Annotated in this window: 18 protein-coding genes; 3 read left to right on the forward strand and 15 right to left on the reverse strand. The window is 60.9% G+C overall.

Features of this window, described 5'->3' with window-relative positions:
* Positions 1–29: 29 nt before the first annotated feature.
* The 5 genes from BW09_RS05885 to BW09_RS05905 form a co-directional block, all read right to left on the reverse strand.
* The gene (locus tag BW09_RS05885; RefSeq protein ID WP_044088839.1) at positions 30–2,057 is read right to left on the reverse strand and encodes an ABC transporter ATP-binding protein; all 2,028 of its coding nucleotides are present in this window, start codon (positions 2,055–2,057) and stop codon (positions 30–32) included.
* 22 nt (positions 2,058–2,079) lie between these two features.
* Positions 2,080–3,084, reverse strand: a complete 1,005-nt coding sequence (locus BW09_RS05890) for an ABC transporter permease (protein ID WP_081886576.1) — start codon at positions 3,082–3,084, stop codon at positions 2,080–2,082.
* Between the two features lie 19 nt (positions 3,085–3,103).
* A complete protein-coding gene (locus BW09_RS05895; RefSeq protein ID WP_140462366.1) occupies positions 3,104–4,030 on the reverse strand; it encodes an ABC transporter permease in 927 nt (308 codons plus the stop codon).
* 324 nt (positions 4,031–4,354) lie between these two features.
* Entirely contained in the window at positions 4,355–6,004 is a 1,650-nt protein-coding gene (locus BW09_RS05900) for an ABC transporter substrate-binding protein (RefSeq protein WP_140462367.1), read from the reverse strand.
* A gap of 325 nt (positions 6,005–6,329) precedes the next feature.
* Positions 6,330–7,307, reverse strand: a complete 978-nt coding sequence (locus BW09_RS05905) for a tyrosine recombinase XerC (protein WP_375137562.1) — start codon at positions 7,305–7,307, stop codon at positions 6,330–6,332.
* A gap of 91 nt (positions 7,308–7,398) precedes the next feature.
* Between BW09_RS05905 and BW09_RS05910 the strand changes: the two genes are divergently transcribed.
* The 3 genes from BW09_RS05910 (at position 7,399) to BW09_RS05920 (ending at position 11,487) form a co-directional block, all read left to right on the forward strand.
* Positions 7,399–8,211, forward strand: a complete 813-nt coding sequence (locus BW09_RS05910) for an ABC transporter ATP-binding protein (RefSeq protein WP_140462369.1) — start codon at positions 7,399–7,401, stop codon at positions 8,209–8,211.
* Positions 8,208–11,126 (forward strand): ABC transporter permease, encoded by a 2,919-nt coding sequence (locus BW09_RS05915; protein ID WP_140462370.1) that lies wholly within the window; start codon positions 8,208–8,210, stop codon positions 11,124–11,126. The genes BW09_RS05910 and BW09_RS05915 overlap by 4 nt, the downstream gene beginning before the upstream one ends.
* 103 nt (positions 11,127–11,229) lie before the next feature.
* Positions 11,230–11,487, forward strand: coding sequence for a DUF6725 family protein (locus BW09_RS05920; protein ID WP_044088833.1), 258 nt, complete (start codon positions 11,230–11,232; stop codon positions 11,485–11,487).
* A gap of 131 nt (positions 11,488–11,618) precedes the next feature.
* On the opposite strand, the gene BW09_RS05925 is transcribed toward BW09_RS05920, so the two are convergent.
* The 10 genes from BW09_RS05925 to BW09_RS05970 form a co-directional block, all read right to left on the reverse strand.
* On the reverse strand, positions 11,619–12,620 hold the full coding sequence (locus tag BW09_RS05925) for a prephenate dehydrogenase/arogenate dehydrogenase family protein (RefSeq protein ID WP_140462371.1): 1,002 nt from the start codon (positions 12,618–12,620) through the stop codon (positions 11,619–11,621).
* Positions 12,614–13,600 (reverse strand): prephenate dehydratase domain-containing protein, encoded by a 987-nt coding sequence (locus tag BW09_RS05930; protein WP_140462372.1) that lies wholly within the window; start codon positions 13,598–13,600, stop codon positions 12,614–12,616. Before BW09_RS05930 ends, BW09_RS05925 begins: the two co-directional genes overlap by 7 nt.
* A gap of 37 nt (positions 13,601–13,637) precedes the next feature.
* Positions 13,638–14,078, reverse strand: a complete 441-nt coding sequence (locus tag BW09_RS05935; RefSeq protein WP_140462373.1) for an alcohol dehydrogenase — start codon at positions 14,076–14,078, stop codon at positions 13,638–13,640.
* 209 nt (positions 14,079–14,287) lie between these two features.
* Positions 14,288–16,216, reverse strand: a complete 1,929-nt coding sequence (gene typA / locus BW09_RS05940; protein ID WP_140462374.1) for a translational GTPase TypA — start codon at positions 16,214–16,216, stop codon at positions 14,288–14,290.
* Between the two features lie 204 nt (positions 16,217–16,420).
* On the reverse strand, positions 16,421–16,984 hold the full coding sequence (locus tag BW09_RS05945; protein WP_140462375.1) for an isochorismatase family protein: 564 nt from the start codon (positions 16,982–16,984) through the stop codon (positions 16,421–16,423).
* Positions 16,985–17,017: 33 nt separating this feature from the next.
* Positions 17,018–18,460, reverse strand: coding sequence for a cytosine permease (locus tag BW09_RS05950; RefSeq protein WP_140464805.1), 1,443 nt, complete (start codon positions 18,458–18,460; stop codon positions 17,018–17,020).
* Between the two features lie 88 nt (positions 18,461–18,548).
* A complete protein-coding gene (locus BW09_RS05955) occupies positions 18,549–19,439 on the reverse strand; it encodes an NUDIX hydrolase (RefSeq protein WP_181161779.1) in 891 nt (296 codons plus the stop codon).
* Positions 19,440–19,597: 158 nt separating this feature from the next.
* Positions 19,598–20,233 carry an SMC-Scp complex subunit ScpB gene (gene scpB, locus BW09_RS05960; RefSeq protein WP_140464807.1) on the reverse strand — a complete coding sequence of 212 codons (636 nt, stop codon included), beginning with the start codon at positions 20,231–20,233 and terminating at the stop codon, positions 19,598–19,600.
* Positions 20,233–21,090 carry a ScpA family protein gene (locus BW09_RS05965; RefSeq protein ID WP_140464809.1) on the reverse strand — a complete coding sequence of 286 codons (858 nt, stop codon included), beginning with the start codon at positions 21,088–21,090 and terminating at the stop codon, positions 20,233–20,235. Before BW09_RS05965 ends, scpB begins: the two co-directional genes overlap by 1 nt.
* On the reverse strand, positions 21,090–21,929 hold the full coding sequence (locus BW09_RS05970; RefSeq protein WP_044088912.1) for a ParA family protein: 840 nt from the start codon (positions 21,927–21,929) through the stop codon (positions 21,090–21,092). The genes BW09_RS05965 and BW09_RS05970 overlap by 1 nt, the downstream gene beginning before the upstream one ends.
* Positions 21,930–21,956 lie beyond the last annotated feature (27 nt).

Below are 21,956 nucleotides of genomic sequence, written 5' to 3' on the forward strand. Positions count from 1 at the left end.
GGACAACACCGACATAGCGCGATGAATTATCAGTCCAGACCGAGCTTGAGCTTGCCGCCGGGGATGGCGTCGAGCAGATCTTGGGTGTACTGCATCTTCGGGTGGTCGAACACCTCATCAGTGGTGGCGTGCTCCACGAGCTTGCCATGCTGCATCACCACGACCTCGTCGGCGATCTGACGGACCACGGCCAGATCGTGGGTGATGAACAGGTAGCTCAGCCCCTTTTCAGCCTGCAGGTCGTTGAGCAGGTGCAGCACCTGGTCCTGCACGAGCACATCGAGGGCGGAGACGGCCTCGTCGCACACGATCACGTCCGGGTCAAGGGCCATGGCACGCGCGATGGCGATACGCTGACGCTGGCCACCGGAAAGCTCGTTCGGATAACGACCCATGACCGACTGTGGCATCTCGACCATGTCGAGCAGTTCTTTGACACGGTTGGTGCGCCACTTCTGATCGCCGATCTTGTGGATGCGCAGCGGCTCCTCGATGGAGCGGAAAATCGAGTACATCGGATCCAACGAACCGTACGGGTTCTGGAACACCGGCTGCACGTGACGACGGAAGCCCAACAGATCCTTGGCCTTGAACGTGGATGTGTCACGTCCCTCATAGAAGACCTTGCCGGAGGTGGGTTCGAGCAGGTGGAGCACCATGTTCGCCACGGTGGACTTGCCGGAACCGGATTCGCCCACAATGGCCAGAGTGGTGCCGCGCTTGACGGAGAAGGACACGTCGTCGACTGCCTTGAACATCTCCTTCTTGCGCGGAAGCTTGAACTCCTTGGTCAGGTGTTCGACAGTGATGATGTGTTCGCTCTTCTCGAGCTCGTTCTCATCGGCGATCTTGTGGTCGAGCAACGCATCGGCGTCTTCACCGCGCTCCTTGGCGGAAATGATGCGCTGGGAGGCCAGTGACGGCGCTGCGGCGACGAGTCGCTTGGTGTACGGGTGCTGCGGGTGCTGCAGCACCTCGAGGGACGGACCGGATTCGACGACCTGTCCCTTGTACATGACGACGATGTGCTGGGCGCGTTCGGCGGCCAGACCCAGATCGTGGGTGATGAACAGCACGGCGGTGCCGAGCGAATCGGTCAGGTAGTGCAGGTGGTCGAGGATGCGCTTCTGCACGGTCACGTCAAGTGCCGAGGTCGGCTCATCGGCGATCAGCAGGTCAGGACGGCAGGCCAGACCGATGGCGATCAACGCACGCTGGCGCATGCCGCCGGAGAACTCGTGCGGGAACTGACGGGCGCGGGTGGCGGCATCCGGCAAACCGGCTTCGGACAGCAGGCCAGCGATACGATCGTCCATGGACGAACCGATGACGTATTTCTTGGCCAGATACCAAGCATCGTCATCCTTCACACCGGCCTTGATGAGGTCGTCGGCCACACGCCAACGGGTTTCGGAACCAGGCACCCATTCGCTCTCAAAGCGGGCGACGGCCTTGTCGAAGGCGTCCCCTGTCACACCGGCGGCGGTCAGCGCCTTCTTGGCCTCGTCCATCAGAGCGGGCAGCTCCTTGGAGCCGAGGAAGGTCTCGTCGTCATTCCCCTTGAGCTTCACGGCGGCGTCCTCGCCGGCCAAGGCCTTGGCCAATGCGGAACGCTTCTCGTGGTTGACGTCCATATTGTTGGCCTTCAAAGCCTCCTTGACCTGAGAGCCGATACGCCACACCGGGTTCAGGTTGCTCATCGGGTCCTGAGGCACGAGGCCCATCTTGGTGCCGCGGAGTTTGTCGAATTCCTTCTGCTTGGCATTCGCGATCTCCTGGCCGTCAAGCTTGATGGAGCCGCCGACCACATGACCCGTGCCGGGAAGCAGACCCAGCACCGCCATTGCGGAGGTGGACTTGCCGGAACCGGATTCGCCCACGATGGCCACCCACTGGCCTGGATAGACGGTGAAGGAGGAGCTGCGCACGGCATGGACCGGCTTGCCGGTGTCCGTGGTGAAATCGACGGCCAGATCCTTGACTTCGAGCAGCGGGCCGTGGGCCTTCTGCATGGCCAGCATCTGTGCCTGGGAATCGATAGTGGAATTGTCAGTCATAATATTTCCTCTGCTCCCTGACTCAGGCCGTACGGCTCTTCGGATCAAGGGCGTCCTTGACGGCGTCGCCCATCATGATGAACGCAAGCACGGTGATGGCCAGTGCCGCGGACGGGTAGAACAGCACGAGCGGATCGGTCTGCAGGTTGACCTGGGCGCTGGAGATATCACCGCCCCAGCTCACGGTGGTGGTGGGAAGACCCACACCCAAGAAGCTCAGCGTCGCCTCGGCCACAATGTACGACGCCAGCGACGTGGTGCCGATAACGATAATCGGGGCCAGTGAGTTCGGCAGGATGTGACGGAACAGGTTTCGCGTGGGCGTCGAGCCCAAAGCCGTGGAAGCGGTGTTGAATTCAAGGTTCTTGGCTTCGAGCACAGCGCTTCGGGCGATGCGGCATACGCCGACCCAGCCGAACAGTGCGAGCACGAGCACGACCTTCCAGATGGACTTGGAGGTCTTGAACATCTGCAGCACCACGATGGCGCCGAGCAGCATCGGCAGGGCAAAGAAGATATCGGTGATACGGCTCAGCACCGCATCGACCCATCCGCCGAAGAAGCCGGCGACGGCACCGATAAGAGTGCCGACGAACACGACGAGCAACGTGGAAAGCACACCTACGGACAGCGAGGTACGGGTGCCGTACACCACGCGGGTGTATACGTCGCAGCCCTGCATGTCATAGCCGAAGGGGTGTCCGTTGGAGGCGGGGCTCAACGAGTTGGCGAGATCGCAGGAGTTCGGGTCCTGCTTGGTGAACAGACCCGGCGCGATGGCCACAATGATGATAAAGAGGATGACGATACCGGAGATGATGAACAGCGGGTTGCGGCGCAAGGTTCGCCAAGCATCGGCCCACATGCTCGCCGCAGGAGCGGATTCGTCGACGGAGTCCACGTCCTGCAGCGGCGTCTCATCGAGAGGCGCCACATATCGATCCTGTCCGGGGAGGGTCTCCATGAAGTACTCAGGCGTCGGTTCGCCGGAATTATCGAGCTGGTTGTCGAGGTTTTCGTTAGTCATGTCGGTCACTCCTTCCCTATCACGCGTAACGAATGCGCGGATCGAGTGCCGCGTAGAGCATGTCGACGATAAGGTTGCACACCACGAAGATCAGCATGAGCAGCGTGACGATGGACACCACCAGGTTCGCCTCGCCTTTCAGAATCGACTGATAGGTCAGGAAGCCGATGCCGTGGATGTTGAAAATCTGCTCGGTGATCATGGCGCCACCCATGAGGGCGCCGATGTCCTGACCGAGATAGGTGACGACCGGAATCAGGGAGTTGCGCAGCACATGGCGGAGCATGACCTGACCATTGGACATGCCCTTGGCCCGTGCGGTACGCACATAGTCCTCGGCGATGTTGGAGGAGATCTCCGATCGGGTCAGTCGGATGATGTAGGCCATCGAGACGGAGCCCAGCACCATGGCCGGCATGAGCAGGTCGAAGAACGTCGGGTCCGCGCCGGCTGTCACCGGCAGGATCGACCACTGGATGCCGAGGAGATACTGCATCACGAAGCCGGTGACGAAGGTCGGCACGGAGATGAGGAGCAGGGAGACGATCAGGATAACCGTGTCGTACCACTTGCCCTTCTTAAGGCCCGAGATGATACCGAAGATCACACCGAAGATGGCCTCGAAGCAGAACGCCATCAGACCGAGCTTGATGGTGACCGGGAAAGCGCGGGTGATTTCGTCGATTACGGGCTGGCCGGCGAAGGTGTTGCCGAAATCAAGAGTCAGCGCGTTCTTCAGATAGATGAAGTACTGAACGATGAACGGCTGATCGAGGTGGTATTCCGCGCGGATCTGGGCTGCGACGGCTTCGTTGATGGGCTTGTCACCGAACATGGCCTTGACGGGATCGCCAGGCAGCAGGAAGACCAGCGCATACACGAGGAATGTCGTACCGAGAACCACGGGGATCATCTGCAGAATGCGTCGCAGAAGATACTTACCCATACGGTTGCTCCTTACTCATGACCGGTTTCGGGGACTACAACGGCGAAACGCTGCACGCGACCGGTCGTCAAATACTCCGACAGTCTACCGCAAGCGCTGACGGAGGTTTGTAAACTGACGTTAACTTAGCGTCCATTCCGGGCGGTTCCTGTGAAATTGTCCGATATATGGTATGGATTCATGACTTTCCTCGAAGAATATCCCACAACGCGCACGAGAGAGAACGGCACATGAAGCGCAATACGAAAAGGGGGCGGGGATCATGACGATCCTCGCCCCTTGTAGGTCAGCGAACTACATGTTCGACGTCAGACGAGCCTCAGCTCACTTCTTGGACATCTCGGTGTAGGTCGGAAGGTTCTGCCAATCCATGCCGAAGCCGGACTTGACGGACAGGGAAGCCACGCCGGAGGCGTTGGAGTAGTACAGCGGGATGGCCGGCAGATCCTTGAGGAGGATCTCCTGGGCCTGCTGGTACAGCTTGTTGGCCTCGTCGGTGGACTTGGCGGCGGCGGCCTGCAGGCACAGGGCGTCGAAGTCAGGGTTCTTGTAGTCGCCATCGTTGGAGCCCGTGCCGTCAGCGGCGGCGGAGGAGTACAGCTGCCACAGGTAGTTCTCGGCGGACGGGTAATCCGGCTGCCAGCCGGTGCGGAACGCACCAGTCATCTGGCGGTTGGTGATGGCGTCACGGAATTCCTGGAAGGTCGGAATCGGGTTGGTGGCCGCGTCGATGCCCAGGTTGTTCTTGAGCTGGTTCACGATTGCGTCGTAGATCGGCTTGGCACCACCATCGGCGTTGTAGGAGAAGGTGAGCTGACCGTCGAACTTGGAGATGGCGTCGGCCTTGGCCCACAGTTCCTTGGCCTTGGCGGCGTCGAACTTGAGGTTCTCAGAGCCCTTGAGGGAGTCGGAGTAACCCGGGGTCTTCGGGGAGGTGAAGTCGACGGCCGGCGTACCGATGCCGTTGAGCACCTTGTCGATGATCTGCTCGCGGTTGATGGCCATGGAGATGGCCTGACGACGCAGCTGGCCTTCCTCGTCGTTCTTGAAGTGGTCAAGGGTGGACGGGATGGTGAAGGTCTGGATGACGGAGCCGGCTTCGGAGTACGGCTGGATCTTCTTGTCGGACTTGAAGGTCTTGGTGAAGGCGGCCGGCACGGACTCCATCACGTCGAGGGCGCCGTTGTTGGACTGGATGTCGCGGTAGGCGGCCTGGTCGTCGGTGTAGACCTTGAAGGTCACGCCGTCGTTCTTGACATCCTCGTTGCCCTTGTAGTCAGTGTTCTTGACCAGGGCGATCTCCTTGTTGTGATCCCAGTGGTCGAGCTTGTACGGGCCGTTGCCGACCGGCTTCTCGCCGAAGGCCTTCGGGTCCTTGTAGAAGGACTCGGGCAGCGGGGCGAAGGCCAGGTAGCCGACCTTGACAGGGAAGACGGAATCGGACTGGTTCAGGTCCACGGTGAAAGTGGTGTCGTCCACGACCTTGAGGCCGGAGAGCTGCTCGTCGCCCTTCAGGCCGTCGGCCTGCAGGTCGTCATAGCCCTTGATGGTGGAGAAGAAGGAGGAGGCCTTCTGAGCGTTCTTGGCGTTGGCGGCGTAGGACCAGGCCTTGGTGAAGGACTCGGCGGTGACGTCGGTGCCGTCGGTGAACTTCCAGCCGGACTTCAGCTTGATGGTGTACTGGGTGGCGTCATCGTTCGGGGTGATGGACTCGGCCACTTCGTTGGAAGCCTTGCCGTCCTTGTCGAAGGAGACCAGACGGGAGAAGAGCAGGTCGCCCGGCTTGCCGCCACCGGTCTCGTTGGTGTTGGACGGGATGAGCGGGTTCTGCGGCTCGGAGTTGTAGGCATAGATAATGTTGGCGCCAGCGGTGTCACCGGAGGCGGCGTTGCTGTTGCTGGAACCGCCGCAGGCGCTCAGCAGCATGGCCATGGAGCAGGCCATGGCAGCGAAAGCAAGAGCTTTCTTCTTCATTGATATCTCCTATTCGTAAGATGCAGGATCATGGCTTTGGACCACGATCCGCTTCACGCAAATGGGGTCGGCCGCTGGCGACGCGTCGTGGGCGTCATACCGGCAAACCAACCCCATTGCTGATTACTTTGCATTGTCTCGCGCTTTGGTGACAAGAAGCAAATTCCGTGTTACGTATATGTAAATTCGAAGTCCGTTAAATGGCGATATTCAGCCATATTGCAGGTTCACACGGTATTGTCCACATTCTGGTCATTCTCAAAAAGACCTCGAAAAGACCACTGTCACAACGAAATATGACGCACAAACCTGACGCGCGATGGGATCAGGCGCGCGGAAACGCCTGTGCATACCTGCTTTTCAGCTGTTCGATGGAGACATGCGTGTACCGTTGCGTGGTTTTCAGCGACGCATGGCCAAGCAGTTCCTGCACCTCGCGCAGATCGGCGCCCCCATCGAGCATGTGCGTGGCCGCAGAATGTCTCAATGCATGAGGGCTGATATCCGGCACTCCGGCGTCTCTGGCCATGCGGTGCACCACCTCCCTCGCCACACGTTGGTTGAGTCTGCGCCCTCGTGCCCCCAGAAACAGCGCATCCGCGGAATCATCGGCGGCAATATCGGGGCGCCCATCATCAACCCATGCCCGCAGCGCGCGCATGGCCGGTACGCCGAAAGGCACAACCCGTTGTTTATTGCCTTTTCCCGTCACTCTGACAGTACGGTTGGTGAAGTCCACATCGTTCATATCTAGCGACACCAGCTCCGCCACACGAATGCCGGTGGCATACAACAGTTCAAGGATCGCAGCATTGCGCAGGTGTTCGGCGTGCGTTCCGCGAAGACCGCCATCGCCGCCGTCATCCATATGGCCGGCGTTGTCGCCGTCGTTGTCGCCGGATCCGTCATCATAATTGACGGCCTCATTATCGGCCTTATCCATCAGCTGTCTGGCCTGCACCTCGGTGAGCACCGCCGGCAAGGTGTCTGGAATCGATGGTGTCATCAACGTCGCGGCCTGATTCGTACGCACCAGACCATGCCCATAGCACCATGCGAAAAACCCGCGGACGGCGACGGTTTTGCGAGCCATGCTGCTTCGCGCGTGATGGCGCGATTCGGCAGCCATCCAACTGCGCAGATCATCCAATGTGATCTCGTTGAGATCGTTAATGCCACGGCGCACGAACAGAGCGAGGCAGGCTTCGACATCGCCACGATACGCCTTGAGCGTATTCTCGGAAAGGCCACGATTGGCCTGGAGATAACGGATGAACGCATCGACGCATTCCTCAAACCTCATGCCCTTCATGCCTCCCATATAGCCCAATCACCCATTTCGATACACTATAGGCATAGGTTCACGGGCACAGATTAAGGACGAATGATTCACCATGGCTCGTCACAGCAGGCAAGGCACCGCACGCGATTCGGAACAGCGCAATGGGATGGATGACCATGTAGTGGCGCAAGCCATCGATCTGAGCAAAGTGTACGGCGACGCAGACAATCGCGTACTGGCTCTGGATCATGTCAACGTGGAATTCGAACGCGGCCAGATGACCGCGATCATGGGTCCCTCCGGCTCCGGCAAATCCACACTCATGCATTGCATGGCGGGTCTTGACCAGCCGACCAGCGGCAAGGTGATCGTGGAGGGGCTCGAGGTCTCCGCGATGAACCAACGGCAACTGACCAAGCTGAGGCGCGAGCAGATCGGCTTCATTTTCCAGTCGTTCAATCTGGTGCCCACCCTTTCCGCCGAAGAGAACATCCTGCTGCCGCTGCAGATAGCGAAAAAGCCCATCGACCGGGCCTGGTTCAAGCAGGTGGTCAGCGTGGTGGGACTGGAGCATCGTCTCAAGCATCGCCCCAGTCAACTGTCCGGTGGACAGCAGCAGCGCGTGGCCTGCGCACGCGCGATGATGGCCCGCCCATCCGTGATCTTCGCCGACGAACCCACCGGCAACCTCGATTCCCATTCCAGCCGTGAGGTTCTGGGATTCCTGAAGCAATCCGTCGAACAGTACGGACAGTCTATTGTCATGGTGACGCATGACCCCCGTGCAGCCTCATACGCCGATCGTGTGCTCGTGCTGGCCGACGGCAACATCACGCAGGACCTGAGGCATCCCTCCTATGACCGTATTCTCGAGGTCTTCGCCGATGAAGGCAACGAGGACGGCGATGCGGAGCCGAACGCATGATCAGGATCGGTCTGCGTGACGCCCGCGCGCATTTCGGGCGATTCGTCATGTCCATCATCGCCATCGCGCTCGGCGTGAGCTTCGTGGTGGGGTCATTCTGCTTCCGCGAAATGATGAACAATCAGGTCGATCAGATGCTGGCCTCGAACTCCGATGCCGACGTGTATGTGCGGGGCGACACGGAACAGAAGGATGACACGTCGGCATCATTCGCGGCCTCATCCTCAGGCTCCGAGTCAGGCTCGGATTCTACCCAGACCTCCACGGAATCGAAGAACTACAACCGCATCGATGTCTCCCTGGTGGACACCATCGGCAGCGTTCAGGGCGTAGACACCGCTGAAGCGGTCTACGAGGTCAACGGTCTGGTGCTGGTGGGCAAGGACGGCAACGCCGTATCCACCATGGGAGGCATGACCTCCGGCATGGGACTGTCGCAAGGAACATGGCGTTCGGCCACACTGACCCAAGGCCGATGGGCGAAGGCCAAGGATGAGATCACCCTGCACACGTTCGCGGCCGAAACCGCCGGTCTCAACGTCGGCGACACCACCAAGCTCGTATACCCGGACGGACCTGCCGACGTACGCGTGGTAGGCATATTCTCCACCGCCTCCTCCCAGGCCGGCGCAATCATCATCGGCCTCGACCCGACCACCGCCAAAGAGTACTTCCAGCAGCAATCCGGGCAGATCGGCACCGCCCGCTATCTGACCGTCTACGGGTCGGCAGCCCAGGGACAGCCTCTCAGCGTGGAACAGCAGCAAACACTCGCCGACCGAATCAACAAGGCGCTGCCTGCCGATGCGAACGCCGTCGCCGTGACCGGGCAGAGCGTGCGCGACGACAACGCCGCAAGCACCAAGAAGGCTTTGGGCTTCATCCAGCCGCTGATCCTCATATTCGCGATCATCGCCCTGTTCGTCGGCTCGTTCATTATCACGAACACGTTCTCTATGATCGTGCGCGAATCGATGCGCGGCTATGCATTGCTGCGATCGATCGGAGCCTCCCCCATCCAGGTCTTCGTCACAGTGGCCGTACAGGCCGTTCTTCTCGGCCTAGTGGGGTCCGGAATCGGCATCGCCCTTGGCTGGGGCATGGTCAAGGGCATCGTGGCGCTGATGGCCCGGATGGGCACGCCGATGACCGGCGCCGTGAATCCGAGCGTCTCCGACATGATGGTCGGCTTGGTCGTGGGCGTCCTCGTCACGCTTATCGGGGCATCACTTCCGGCGCGCCGTGCTGCCATGGCCCCTCCCATCCAGGCCATGAACGAAACGGTGAACCCGGAGAAACCGGTATGGCCACGTGGCATCATCGGCGCGATCATGATGGTGTTGGGCGTCTGTGCATGGGCTGTATGCTGGCGCATCGCATGGGTGGACACCAACGGCGGCGAGGTGTCTGCCTGGAGCCGGTTCAACGATCTGGCCACGACGCTGGGCACCGGCTGGCCGCTGGGCATCGGTGCCGGTCTCATTGTCATCGGCGTCATTGTGCTGGCCCCCGCACTGGTGACGCCCACCAGCGCCGTTCTCGGTTGGATTCCGTCACATGTGTTCACGGTGACGGGCAGACTGGCCACTCGCAACCTTTCGCGGAGCAAACGGCGCACGGCGAACACCGCAGCGGCGTTGTTCGTGGGTGTCGCAATCGTCAGTTGCCTTGGTGTGATCGCTTCCTCGGCCAAGGCCTCTGTGGCCGGCATCGTGGATTCCGGACTCAAATCGGATTTCTCCGCCATGTCGGTGTCCAACGGACAGATCCCCGATGATGCGATTGAGGCCATAAAGAACACCGAAGGCGTCGACACGGTATCGCAAAGCCGCATGCTGATGGGCGTGACGTATGGCTCCGGCGACGACGAGGCCTCTGCGATGACGTTCGCCGAGCAGCCTTCGCTCTTCGCCAAGGTGTTCGCCCCGGTGACCAATGCCGGCGATGCAAACAAGGCGTTGCGCGACGGCGAGCTGGTGGTCGGCCTCGAAGTGGCCAAGGACAATGGCTGGAAGGTCGGCGATGAAGTCAGGGTCAATGGTCGGCAGGTCGTGGTCGACGAGGCTGCGACAGCCAAGGCCCAGGCCGATTATCAGGCTCAGGTCAAGGGAACCATCGACAACCTGACCGCTCAGGCGCAGCAGCTGATGGCCGCCGGCGATATGGCCGGGGCACAGGCGAAAACCGAGGAGATACAGAAGGTCAGCGACGAGGCAAAGAACGTCGATCCGGCGACCATGGTGAAGACCAAGAACGAGACGACACACGTCACGATGAAAGTGGGCGCCATCATCGAGAATTCCATCTACCGTTCCATGGTGCTGATGAACGACGATGCGGCGAACAAGATCGCCAACAAATACACAATGTTCACCATCATGTTGTTCATCAACGGGAAGTCCGGAATCGATCTTGATGGCTTGAAATCGAGGCTCATCGATGCCGTGAAACCGTATTACGTGGTGAACGTGCAGAATCGCGACGAGTTCAAATCCACGATGAGCTCGATGGTCGATCAGATCCTCCTTGTGCTCTACGCCCTGCTGGCACTGTCGATCGTGATCGCGATCTTCGGTATTGTCAATACGCTGGCATTATCAGTCTCCGAACGCACCAAGGAAATCGGCCTGCTGCGCGCCATAGGAACCTCGCGCGCACAGATACGTGGCATGCTGGGCATCGAGGCGGCGATCATCGCCGTGTTCGGCACTGTGCTGGGCATGGTGGTAGGCGTTGCCGCCGGCGTGGTGATTCGTGCGGTGTACGAGGCAAACGGATTGTCCACACTGAGCATTCCTTGGAATCAGCTGGCAGTGTTCCTCGCGCTCTCGATTCTGGTGGGACTGATAGCGTCCGTCTCCCCCGCGTCACGCGCGCTGAAGCAACCTGTACTTGACGCAGTAGCCTCCGAATAACCGCCGAATGGCGATGATGTATGAGTCGTCATCAATGGCGGAGTATTCTGGAAGCCGAAGGCTTCAACGTTGAGGTTCATGACAGACGAAGGGGACGATAATCATGACATTGCCACGACAGATTCCTGTAGGCGCACGGGTTGTGGTGCGTATCACCGATGGCATCGACCCGGCGGATGGCCGCATGAAATTCCGTGATTATGTGGGCCACGTGACCTCATGGGACGGCTACACATTGGAGATGGTGCGTGATGCGGCCGCCAACGGGTCGCGTCCTGCGCAGAATGTGACCATCCATCAGGAGCAGATTGCCACGCTCAAGCCGGTGCCGGAGCGTCCGCGCACCCGGCCCCGCCCATAGACTGCCCTCCTGTAGACGAGTACGGCATTTTGTGAGGACTCTGGTGACTTGTCTCTCCCCCAGTCAGATTCGCTGCCGGCTCTCTCATCAGGAGGCCAACCTCTGAGCAGACGACAAGACAGGCCACCAGCTCACACCGAGGGACGCACCTGTATGATGGCCTGCCTCAAGTGAACGAAGCCGATGATGGCCTCGCCGCGGCGTGCTGAGAACAGCAATGCCTGTTGCCATCCCGATTCCGGAATCTCAAGCTCCCGATGCGCGAATGAATCGGAATGCGCAATCGCCGACTTGTATCTGCGGAATGGATCACCTTCGGCGAAGAAGCCCCTTACCTGCGACGCATCCGCATCGTGCAGCCAATCGGCCATGTCGGTGAGCCTCGCAGCCATGCGGCGCAACAGTACTTCCACGTTCACCGCATCCTCTTCGACCATGGCCCGTGTGCGGTCGGGGTCGGTCAATGACACGCGGGTCATGTCCCGCCAGCACCCGGCGGATAACGCCGCGGCGATATTACGGTCGGGGTTCGCTGTCAGTTCGTTGATCAATGCAGTGGAAACCACATGAGGCATATGCGAGATCATCGCTGCGGCCTTGTCGTGTGTCTCGTCATCGAGCACGATGAGGCGATTGCCCACATGTTGGGTGATCATCGAGGCGACATCGAAGAATCGGCGGTATTCCGTGTCCTCTTCCACGGTGACCGCCCACAGCGCATCATCAAACAGATGGGCGTCAGCGGCGCTCCAACCAGACAGCTCATTGCCCGCCATCGGATGCGCGCCCACGTAGCAGGCTTCCAATCCGGCTTCCCTGACCTGTTCGCGAACCATGCCCTTGACCGACCCGACATCGGTAAGCGTGACATGCGGGTTCTGCGCAAGCAACGGAGCCAGTTCGGCAAGCACGGACGGCATGGCCTTCAGCGGGTTGCACAGCACCACCACATCCGGGGCGGCATCCATGAGTTCGCGCAGATCCCTTGCGCAGACAATGCCATCCGCTTCGGCCTGCGCATAAGGGTGAGGCCTATGATTCCAAGCAACCACCTTCGTGCCGCGTGCCGCCAGACGTCTGGCGAGCGATCCACCGATCAACCCCAGTCCTACAACACCAACCGTATCTACCACAGCAGTTCCTTTCTCACCTCTTGGTCGTACTGCCAGCCTTCAGACACACGCCGCTCATCGATATCGATGTGGATGCCGCCTTCGGGCAGCATCCAGGCGTCGACCGGCGGGTTCGCGCGTTCACGACGCGGATAGACGGCCAGGGTCTTCAGCCAGATGCCCTGCATGGCCAACATCTCCAATACCTTCTGGAATCGCGGTTCCCAAGGCGCGGCATCCAGCGTGTCTATGAACATGTACGTCCCATCATGGCCTTTGATGGGACGGGATATGAAACTGGTCATGTTCAAACCCGCGATGCGCAATACATCGAGCACGTTCGCCACGACCCCGGGGCCTGTGGCAAGCGGAATGAACGTGATGATGGTCTCGAAATCAGTGGCGCCACCGTGTCGGGCACGGGCGTTGAGCTCCTGCACCTGGTCTCTGGGAGCGATGACGAGGAAGTCGGTGCGTGCACCGTCGAAATCCTGAACATGGTCCGCGAGAGTGTCGAGATCATACAGCGCGCCGCAGATGCTCGGCCCCAACGCCACCTGTCCTGGCTTCAGATCGCGGCAGGCCGCCGCATTCGATGATGCCGGCGTCGGCGTGAGCAGATGCTCGGCGATGAACCGCGTGCATTGTGCCAGACCATGCGGATGAGCACTGACGGTATCGCCGGTGCAGTCGTATATGCCGTGGCCGCGAACGGTGAAGGCGCTGAAAGACACATCAACGCTGATACGGGCGAAACCGGCTACGTCAGTGCCATCTATCAATGCATCCAGATTCGGGACCACATACCCTTCGACATTGTTCTCCCATGCGATGACGCCCCATCCGTGATGCGATTGCACCGCGTCCATTATGGCTGGGACATTCGGCGAGGGCACCAGATCGAAATCACCCAGCGGGGCGAATTGATCGGCGGCCGTCATTGCCGCCTGATGAGTGAACGTACCCTCAGGGCCTAGATAATACAGTTGAATACGCGCCATAACGTTCTATGGTAACGGCGGATTCCTGTATACCGTGTCACATCGTCTGCATCTTGGCGGGCATAGTGAACCAGCGCGCCGGTACGACGAGCATGATCACCTGCACGAGCACCAGCCCATACAACCAGATATATCCGGCGTGTTGGGTGAAATACGGCATATCGCCTTGGAATCCGGCCACAATCAATGCGTTGCCGGATGTGGTGGTGAGGGCCAGCCCCCATGCCGTCATCGAGGAGGCGATGAGATGCAGCGCGAGACCTATCACACCCATGCGCGATCGTGCGCACCATGTCGACAGGATGATCAGCAGGAATGCCAGCGCCAGTCCATAGGGGATATTGATATCCGCACCCATACGATGGGCGAAGGTGCCCACGAATGCGGCGAGAGCGCCGGACAGCACTGTAATCAACGCTCTGACCAGCTCGTTCTGCCGATGCGACCAAGGAAGCGGCTCATTCGTGTGCATATTCATGCGCTCCATAATACGTACATCCCAAGTACATGTACATAAAAACAAGCCGGCTCCCCATAAACGGGAAAGCCGGCATGAATATCGAATCAGACTACTTTGTAGCGGCGTTGTTCTGCTGAGCCGTCAAACGAAAAGCCCAGTGGGCTTTTCGTAGGCGAAGTGAGCGGGCGCACCACAAGCGCCCGCGAAGGTCGTCAGGGCAACGCCTGCTACTTTGTAGCGGCGTTGTTCTGACGACGCTGCTTGGCGCGCCACTTGTACCAGTCCTCGCGGTTGAGGATGATCTTACGCACGCGGGTGGCTTCCGGCGTGACCTCGACGCACTCATCCTCGTTGGCGAAATCGAGGCTCTCCTCGAGGCTCATCTTGATCGGCGGGGTGAGGGTTTCAAGCACGTCGGCGGTGGAGGAACGCATGTTGGTCATGTGCTTGGCCAGCGTGATGTTCACATCCAGCTCGTCGGGCTTGTTGTTCACGCCCACGACCTGGCCTTCATACACGTTGGACTGCGGCTCGACGAAGAAGTTGCCACGGGCCTGCAGACGCTGCATGGCGTACGGCGTGGCCACACCGGCGCGGTCGGAGACCATCGAACCGTTCTGGCGGGTCACAATGGAACCGGCCCACGGAGCGTAGCCAGCAGAGATCGAGGATGCAATGCCGGTGCCGCGGGTGGCGGTAAGCAGCGCAGTACGGAAGCCGATCAAGCCACGGGAAGGCACGGTGAACTGCAGACGCACCCAGCCGGAGCCGTGGTTGGACATGGAGTCCATGCGGCCCTTACGGTCGGCGAGCAGCTGGGTGACCGCACCCATGTACTCCTCCGGCACGTCGATGGTGGTGTTCTCCATAGGCTCGTTGACCACGCCATCGATCTTCTTGGTGACCACCTGCGGGCGGCCGACGGTCAGCTCGTAGCCTTCACGACGCATCTCCTCGGCGAGCACCGCCAGGGCGAGCTCACCACGTCCCTGCACCTCCCAGGCGTCGGGACGCTCGGTGGGGAGCACCTTGATGGACACGTTGCCGATCAGCTCGCGATCGAGGCGATCCTTGATCATGCGGGCGGTCAGCTTGTGGTCCTTGCCTTCGCGGCCGGCCAGCGGGGAATCGTTGACGCCGAAGGTCATGGAGATGGCCGGGTCGTCCACGTGGATGAGCGGCAGGGGCTTCGGATCGTTCGGGTCGACGATGGTCTCGCCGATCATGATGTCGTTCACGCCGGCGACTGCCACGATGTCGCCGGGGCCCGCGGTCTCGACGGGGGTGCGCTCGAGGCCCTGCGTACGCAGCAGTTCGGCGACGCGGAAGTTCTCGATGGTGCCGTTCACGCGGGACAGTCCGTAGGTCTTGCCCTTCTCCAGCGTGCCGTTGTAGATGCGGACCAGACCGAGTCGGCCGAGGAAGTCGGAGGAGTCGATGTTGGCCACGTGAGCCTGCAACGGTGCGCCTTCCTCATATTCAGGCGCGGGGATGTACTTGATGATGTCCTCGAACAGCGGCTCGAGATTGTCGTTGTCCGGCAGACCGCCGTTCTCGGGCTGGTTGATCGAAGCATAGCCGGCCTTGGCGGCGCAGTAGACGACCGGGAGGTCCAGCAGGTGATCGAGGTCGAGGTCGATGCCTTCCTCCACCACGTCCTGAGCGAGGCCGAGCAGCAGGTCGGTGGCCTCGGAGACCACTTCTTCGATGCGGGCGTCCGGACGGTCGACCTTGTTGATGCACAGAATCACCGGCAGCTTGGCCTCAAGGGCCTTGCGCAGCACGAAGCGGGTCTGCGGCAGCGGACCTTCGGAGGCGTCCACGAGCAGCACGACGCCATCGACCATGGAGATACCACGCTCCACCTCGCCGCCGAAATCGGCGTGGCCGGGGGTGTCGATGATGTTGAGGGTGATGCCGTCCGGATAGCCGTACTTGGCAGCCAGCGGGCCCGTGTATTCCACGGCCGTGTTCTTGGCCAGAATGGTGATGCCCTTCTCGCGTTCCAGCGCGTTGGAATCCATCACACGATCAGGCACTTCCTCACGATCGGAGAAGACGTGGGACTGCTTGAGCATGGCATTGACCAGGGTGGTCTTGCCGTGATCGACGTGAGCCACAATCGCCACATTACGGATATCTCCACGAACCGCCATCGAAACCTCTCTTAATACTGATTCTGTTGCGTAATCGTTCGGTACTTGCGTACTTGAGTACTTGCTTTCAGGCGTTTACCTGTACTTACACACAAACCGCAACGATATTACCGACATACCTTGACCGGACGGGTGGATGCGCGAGACCCTCCCTGGTCCCACGCATCCATCCGTCGCCTTTCGATATGCGCAGGAGCTGACGGCTCATCCAAGGATTGTGACGGAATCGGTGATGGTGATCAGCGGTGCGAACAGGGCCATCGTGTCAAGGGCGCGCTGATGGTTCTCCGGGTTGGACCCGGCGCAGGCATCGGCGGCGACGCGCACGGCGATCCCTGCATCGGCGGCGGCGAGCGCCGTGGTGATCACGCAGCAATCGGTGGCCACGCCGCACAGGGCGATCTTCCTGGCACCGCCGATCGCCTTGGCCAGCTCGTCCCCCCACTTGCCGAAGGTGTCGCGGCTGACGACAGGATGTCCGGCGGCAAGCGCAGCGGTCTCTTCGGTCAGGTCGTACATCGGATCGTCCGGCGGGACGAGGAACTGCGGCCAATCCTTGAAATAGCCCACCCACGCGTCCTTGGCGGGTGTTGGCGCCACGTACCTTGTATAGACGACCCGGTCGCCGTATGCCTTGGCGAGAGCCTCGAACGCGGCGTCGGTGGTGTGGAACGAACCGTCGGGGCAGGCCCAGTCGGACCAGTCGGATTCGGCGAATACCTTCTGGCGGTCGATGACGACCAGCCATTCATCGGATGGGATGCCCATCGTGTCTCCTTCTTGCGTATTGCCTGTAACCTGTCAGTCCTGTTCCTGCTTGGCGATGTCGCCGCGCTGGAAGATGAGGGCGCCGACAAGTCCGATGACCAGCGCCACGATCACGCCGAGGTTGGCGGACGCCCATGCGCCTTCCTTGCCGCCGAACGGGGCGAGGAAGTAGCCCTGCCATTCCAGCCAGCTCGCATAGGAGTTGACCACAAGGCCCCAGCCAACGATGGTGCCGACCACGAGGATCACCAGGGACTTGACGTTCCATGCACCATAGCGGCCGGAGGCGTTGTACAGGTCATCGGTGTCGTAGTCCTTGCGGCGCAGCAGCACGTCCGCGATGAACAGGCCGGTCCACACCGCCATCGGCACACCGAGGGTGATGAGGAAGCCCTGGAACGGGCCGATGAACGTGTCGGAGAAGAAGGTCACATAGACCACGCCGAGCACGGTAAGCGCCGCGGTAAGTGCGGCGGCGGCCACGCGCGGCAGCTTGATGCCGAAGCTCAGCAGCGCCAGTCCATTGGAGTAGTTGTCCATGATGGCTCCGGACATGAGGCCGAGCACGGCCACGATGGTGAACGGCACCAGATACCAGGTGGGCAGGATGGAGCCCATGGCGCCGATCGGGTCGTTGCCCACGGCATCGGCGAGATCCTTGTTGGACACGGCCAGCAGGCCGCCGTAGATGACCAGCAGCACCGGTGCCAGCGAGGCGCCGAACGTGGTCCAGAACACGATGCCGGAGTTGGAGGACTTGCGCGGCAGATAACGGGAATAGTCGGCTGCGACGTTCACCCATCCCAGACCGAAGCCGGACATCACGAACAGAAGCGCCCCAAGCATGGCCGGAATCGAGCCATCGACGGCGGAGCCGACTGCGGAGAAGTCGATGTGCGACCAGCCGAGGATCAGGAAGCCGACGGTCACGACGCCGCTGATGATGGTGATGGCCTGCTGCGCCTTCATGATGAGGTCATAGCCGAAGATGCCGGCGACCACCACGAGTCCGACCACGATCACCGTGGAGACGATCTTCGGCGCAGCGCCGCTCCCCCAGCCAAGACGTTGGAATGTCGAGGCCAGCGCCAGCACCGCGGTGGTGGTCAGGGAAATCTCCCAGCCAAGCGTGGCGATCCAGCTCAGAACGGACGGCACCTTGGCGCCCTCCACGCCGAACGTGGCGCGCGTGATGACCATGGTCGGAGCGTTGGCCCGCTTGCCGGCGATCGAGACCACGCCCACGAGCAGGAACGAGACTACGATGCCGATGATCGCGGCAAGCGTGGCCTGCCAGAACGAGATGCCGAAGCCCAGCGCCCATGCGCCATATGACATGGCGAGCACGGAGATGTTGGCCGCGAACCACGGCCAGAACAGGTCTTTCGGGCTGCCGTGACGGTCGGACTCGGCAATGGTGTCGATGCCCTGTTCCTCCACGGAGAGCGCGGAGCTTTTCTCCTTGGTGTCACTCATAGTGAACCTTCTTCTCATTGTGTTGTTGAACATGTGATATTCGCAATTGGACAGTGACGTCGCCCCGACAAACGCCGACGTGACGCGCCTATCCGCGCGCGGAGGGGATGAGCGCCGCAAGGGCGCTGTCGGCGGTATCCGGTTCGGCCTCGTCCCGCTTGACGACGCGGTCGATCGCATATGCGGAGCCGGCGTCCTGCGGCCGTCGTGGCACATACCGGTACACCGCCGCCGGACGCTGCCGTCCCTCGCGCCGTTTGAGACCGGTATCCTCCAGATCGCCGGAAGCCAGCATCTTGCGGCGGAAGTTCGCCAGATCGATGCCCTGACCGGCGATGGCCTCGTAGACGTCGTGCAGCTGACGCAGCGTGAACGTCGGCCCAAGGAGTCTCGTGGCCACATCCGAATACTCGATCTTGGACCGCAACCGCTCCAACGCGTAATCGATGATGGCCCGATGATCGAAGGCGAGCGGAGGCAGATCGTGTTCCGGAAACCAGCGCACGTTGCCATCGTCATCGGCGGTGGCTCGCACGGAGACGTCACCGCTGGAGTCACCGTCGGCATCGCCCCGGCCGATGGCGTCCGCGAGGTCGCTCCCCCGGTCGAATCCATTCGCCTCTTCCCGCTCGACCAGCGCCCAGTACACGATGGACACCATCGGCAGTCCCCCATGCGAACGATCGGGATCACCGAACGTATACAGCTGTTCGAGATATCGGGGATGCAGCGCGGTGGTCGATTCCAACGCCTCGAACGCGGACTGCTCGAGCGAACGGTCGGCCCGGAGGTTTCCGCCGGGCAATGCCCAACGGCCCAGGAACGGCTGGCGGACTCGTCTGACCAACGGCAACCATAATTGCGATCGTCCCGTGTCATCCTGCACCTCGGCATGCTCCGGCCCAAGCGCCAGAATCACCACCGATACGCCAACCTGCGGCGGTGCGCTGCGACGTTCCGATACATTGCCGAATCCCATACCGTGACGCCTCCTGCACTATCCGTCGCATACACCGAACCCCGAATCAGAGCCCAGAAGCATATGCTCTCGAGTCCTGATTCCGACCGGGTTCTTCCCTTGCCCTGTCAGCATAGCACGATTTATAGTCACCATGACTATAACTATTGTAGCGATGCTCAGATCGCGGAATCCGCATTCCCCCTCGAGTGCGCGATATCGACGATCTCCGATTCGGAAGGCAGGAATGGGGCCAACGACGGCAGCTGTTCCAAGGAATCCAACCCCATGCGGTCCAGAAACAGTTCGGATGTCGCCAACAACGCAGCGCGAGAATCCGGATCAACACCACTCTCCCTGATCAACCCGTGGATGCTGAGCGAACGAATCACGCCATCCGAATTGACGCCACGGATCGCAGCCACCTGGGCGCGGGTGACCGGCTGCTTATACGCGATGATCGCCAATGCCTCCAGCGCGGCCTGACTCAGGCGAGCAGTCTGCCCATCGGTGACAACGGCGGAGACAATGGGTTCGAACGCCGCGCGGCTGGCGAACTGCCATCCCCGAGCGGTGTGCCGCAGTTCAAAGCCACGCGGGCGGATGCCCTCGGCCGGGCTCCCGTCGTATTCCTTGCCCAGTCGCAACAATGCATCGTCCACCATGGGTTCGGCTACTCCCAGTATGCGAGCCATATCCGCGGCGGTCAGCGGCTGGTCGGCAACCATCAGTACCGCCTCAAGACATGCCGGCAGGCCACCGGGGAACTCCTCTACTGCACCTTCCACTGCAAGCTGCTGCGTCTCATCGACCATCAGGCAAAGTCTCCTTCGGATATGCTCACGTCACCCATCGTCTCGTCCGCGCCGGGCAGCCAACGCAGACGCAGCTCTTCGAACGGCCCATCCTGCCGGTATTGCAGCACCCCTTGTTTGAAGAACACCAGCACGGCCATGAACCGCGCCACCACCTCGAGTGTGGTGGCGCAATCGCGGGTCAGCGTCGCAAAGGACATGGCATGGTCTGGATTTCGTTCCATGGCTTCCACCAGCCGGCTCCTAACCAGCGCGGATTGTGCGCGCAGATCGACCAAAGGGACATGCAGCTGGTGCACGGACACCTCTGAGGCCGGCGCATTGGCGATCACGCGGGCCGCCAGCAAGGCCAGATCACGTGGCGTGATGGTCCATGCCAGTTCAGGCAACATCGCATTGACGGCTTCATCCATATACGCAGGATGCGGAAAACGGCCGGCGTTCGCCGACATGGCATCGCGAAAATCCGACGCCACCTGCTTGTAGGCCCGGTATTGGATGAGACGCGCGAACAGCAGATCGCGTTCCCGCAACGCCTCCATGCTCTGGTCGTCGGGGCGTTCGCCCTCGTCTCGGGGCAGGATCGCGGCGCTTTTCGCCTCGACCAGTATGGAAGCCACGTCCAGGAACGCACTGGCCTCGTCCATGTTCCGGTCGGACACACCTCCGCCTGGCGTGGCCTTGATGAGGTCGAGGCCACGCACGTACGTCAGGAATTCCTCGGTTATCGCGGACAGCGACACTTCCGTCAGCTCAAGTCTGTTGTTGGCGATCAAGCCAAGCAGCACATCGAACGGCCCTGAATACACCTCAAGATTGACCTGGAACCCCGAATCTGAGGATACGGAGGCGTCCATTACGCCACAACGCCGCGCGCCACCATCTCGCGCGCCACCTCGCGGTATTCCTTGGCCGTCTTGTGCCCCGGCGCATAGATGACGATAGGCGCCGCCGCCACCGTGGAGTCCGGCAGCTTGATGGAGCGGGAGATGCAGGTGTGGAACACCTTGTCCTTGAACGCCTCATAGATGCGCTGGCATACCTCCTCGCAGTGCAGGGTGTTGGTGTACATGGTGACCAGCACACCGTCGACCTCGAGGGAGGGATTGATGCGGGACTGCACCTTCTCGATGGATTGCATGAGCAGGGCCACGCCTCGCAGGGCGAAGAACTCGGCGGCGACCGGGATGATCACGCCGTCGGCGGCGGTCAACGCATTCACCGTCAGCAGGCCGAGTGAAGGCTGGCAATCCACGATGATCAGGTCGTATTCGTTTTTCAGTTTGCGTAGCACGCCGTTGAGGATCTGCTCGCGCCCGACTTCGGTGACCAATTGCACTTCTGCGGCGGACAGGTCGATGTTCGCCGGGATGATATCGATGTTCTCGAATGCGGTATGCTGCACCACGTCATGGGGGTCGACGGAAATGTCGAACAATGCGGTGTAGATGGTGTTGTCGACGGCGTTCGCGTTGATGCCCAAGCCCACGGTGGCCGCACCCTGCGGGTCGAAATCCACGATGAGCACACGGCGTCCGTACTGGGCGAGCGCGCCGGCGATATTGATGGAACTGGTGGTCTTGCCTACGCCGCCTTTCTGGTTGCACATGGCAATGACCCTGGCCGGGCCATGCTGCTGCAGTGGTTCGGGAGCGGGGAAGGTTTCATATTCACGTCCAAGCAAATCGGTAGGCATACTGTCCACCTTATCAACATCCTCGTC

Origin of the sequence: Bifidobacterium sp. UTCIF-1 (assembly GCF_006408915.1) — a bacterium.
In the GTDB taxonomy this organism is placed as follows: Bacteria; Actinomycetota; Actinomycetes; order Actinomycetales; family Bifidobacteriaceae; genus Bifidobacterium; species Bifidobacterium reuteri.

Excerpts from the sequence above, each read along its gene's own strand:
- BW09_RS05885 (WP_044088839.1), bottom strand. The coding sequence starts at position 2,057 with ATGACTGACAATTCCACTATCGATTCCCAGGCACAGATGCTGGCCATG.
- BW09_RS05890 (WP_081886576.1), bottom strand. The coding sequence starts at position 3,084 with ATGACTAACGAAAACCTCGACAACCAGCTCGATAATTCCGGCGAACCG.
- BW09_RS05895 (WP_140462366.1), bottom strand. The coding sequence starts at position 4,030 with ATGGGTAAGTATCTTCTGCGACGCATTCTGCAGATGATCCCCGTGGTT.
- BW09_RS05900 (WP_140462367.1), bottom strand. The coding sequence starts at position 6,004 with ATGAAGAAGAAAGCTCTTGCTTTCGCTGCCATGGCCTGCTCCATGGCC.
- BW09_RS05905 (WP_375137562.1), bottom strand. The coding sequence starts at position 7,307 with ATGAGGTTTGAGGAATGCGTCGATGCGTTCATCCGTTATCTCCAGGCC.
- BW09_RS05910 (WP_140462369.1), top strand. The coding sequence starts at position 7,399 with ATGGCTCGTCACAGCAGGCAAGGCACCGCACGCGATTCGGAACAGCGC.
- BW09_RS05915 (WP_140462370.1), top strand. The coding sequence starts at position 8,208 with ATGATCAGGATCGGTCTGCGTGACGCCCGCGCGCATTTCGGGCGATTC.
- BW09_RS05920 (WP_044088833.1), top strand. The coding sequence starts at position 11,230 with ATGACATTGCCACGACAGATTCCTGTAGGCGCACGGGTTGTGGTGCGT.
- BW09_RS05930 (WP_140462372.1), bottom strand. The coding sequence starts at position 13,600 with ATGGCGCGTATTCAACTGTATTATCTAGGCCCTGAGGGTACGTTCACT.
- BW09_RS05935 (WP_140462373.1), bottom strand. The coding sequence starts at position 14,078 with ATGAATATGCACACGAATGAGCCGCTTCCTTGGTCGCATCGGCAGAAC.
- typA (WP_140462374.1), bottom strand. The coding sequence starts at position 16,216 with ATGGCGGTTCGTGGAGATATCCGTAATGTGGCGATTGTGGCTCACGTC.
- BW09_RS05945 (WP_140462375.1), bottom strand. The coding sequence starts at position 16,984 with ATGGGCATCCCATCCGATGAATGGCTGGTCGTCATCGACCGCCAGAAG.
- BW09_RS05950 (WP_140464805.1), bottom strand. The coding sequence starts at position 18,460 with ATGAGTGACACCAAGGAGAAAAGCTCCGCGCTCTCCGTGGAGGAACAG.
- BW09_RS05955 (WP_181161779.1), bottom strand. The coding sequence starts at position 19,439 with ATGGGATTCGGCAATGTATCGGAACGTCGCAGCGCACCGCCGCAGGTT.
- scpB (WP_140464807.1), bottom strand. The coding sequence starts at position 20,233 with ATGGTCGATGAGACGCAGCAGCTTGCAGTGGAAGGTGCAGTAGAGGAG.
- BW09_RS05965 (WP_140464809.1), bottom strand. The coding sequence starts at position 21,090 with ATGGACGCCTCCGTATCCTCAGATTCGGGGTTCCAGGTCAATCTTGAG.
- BW09_RS05970 (WP_044088912.1), bottom strand. The coding sequence starts at position 21,929 with ATGCCTACCGATTTGCTTGGACGTGAATATGAAACCTTCCCCGCTCCC.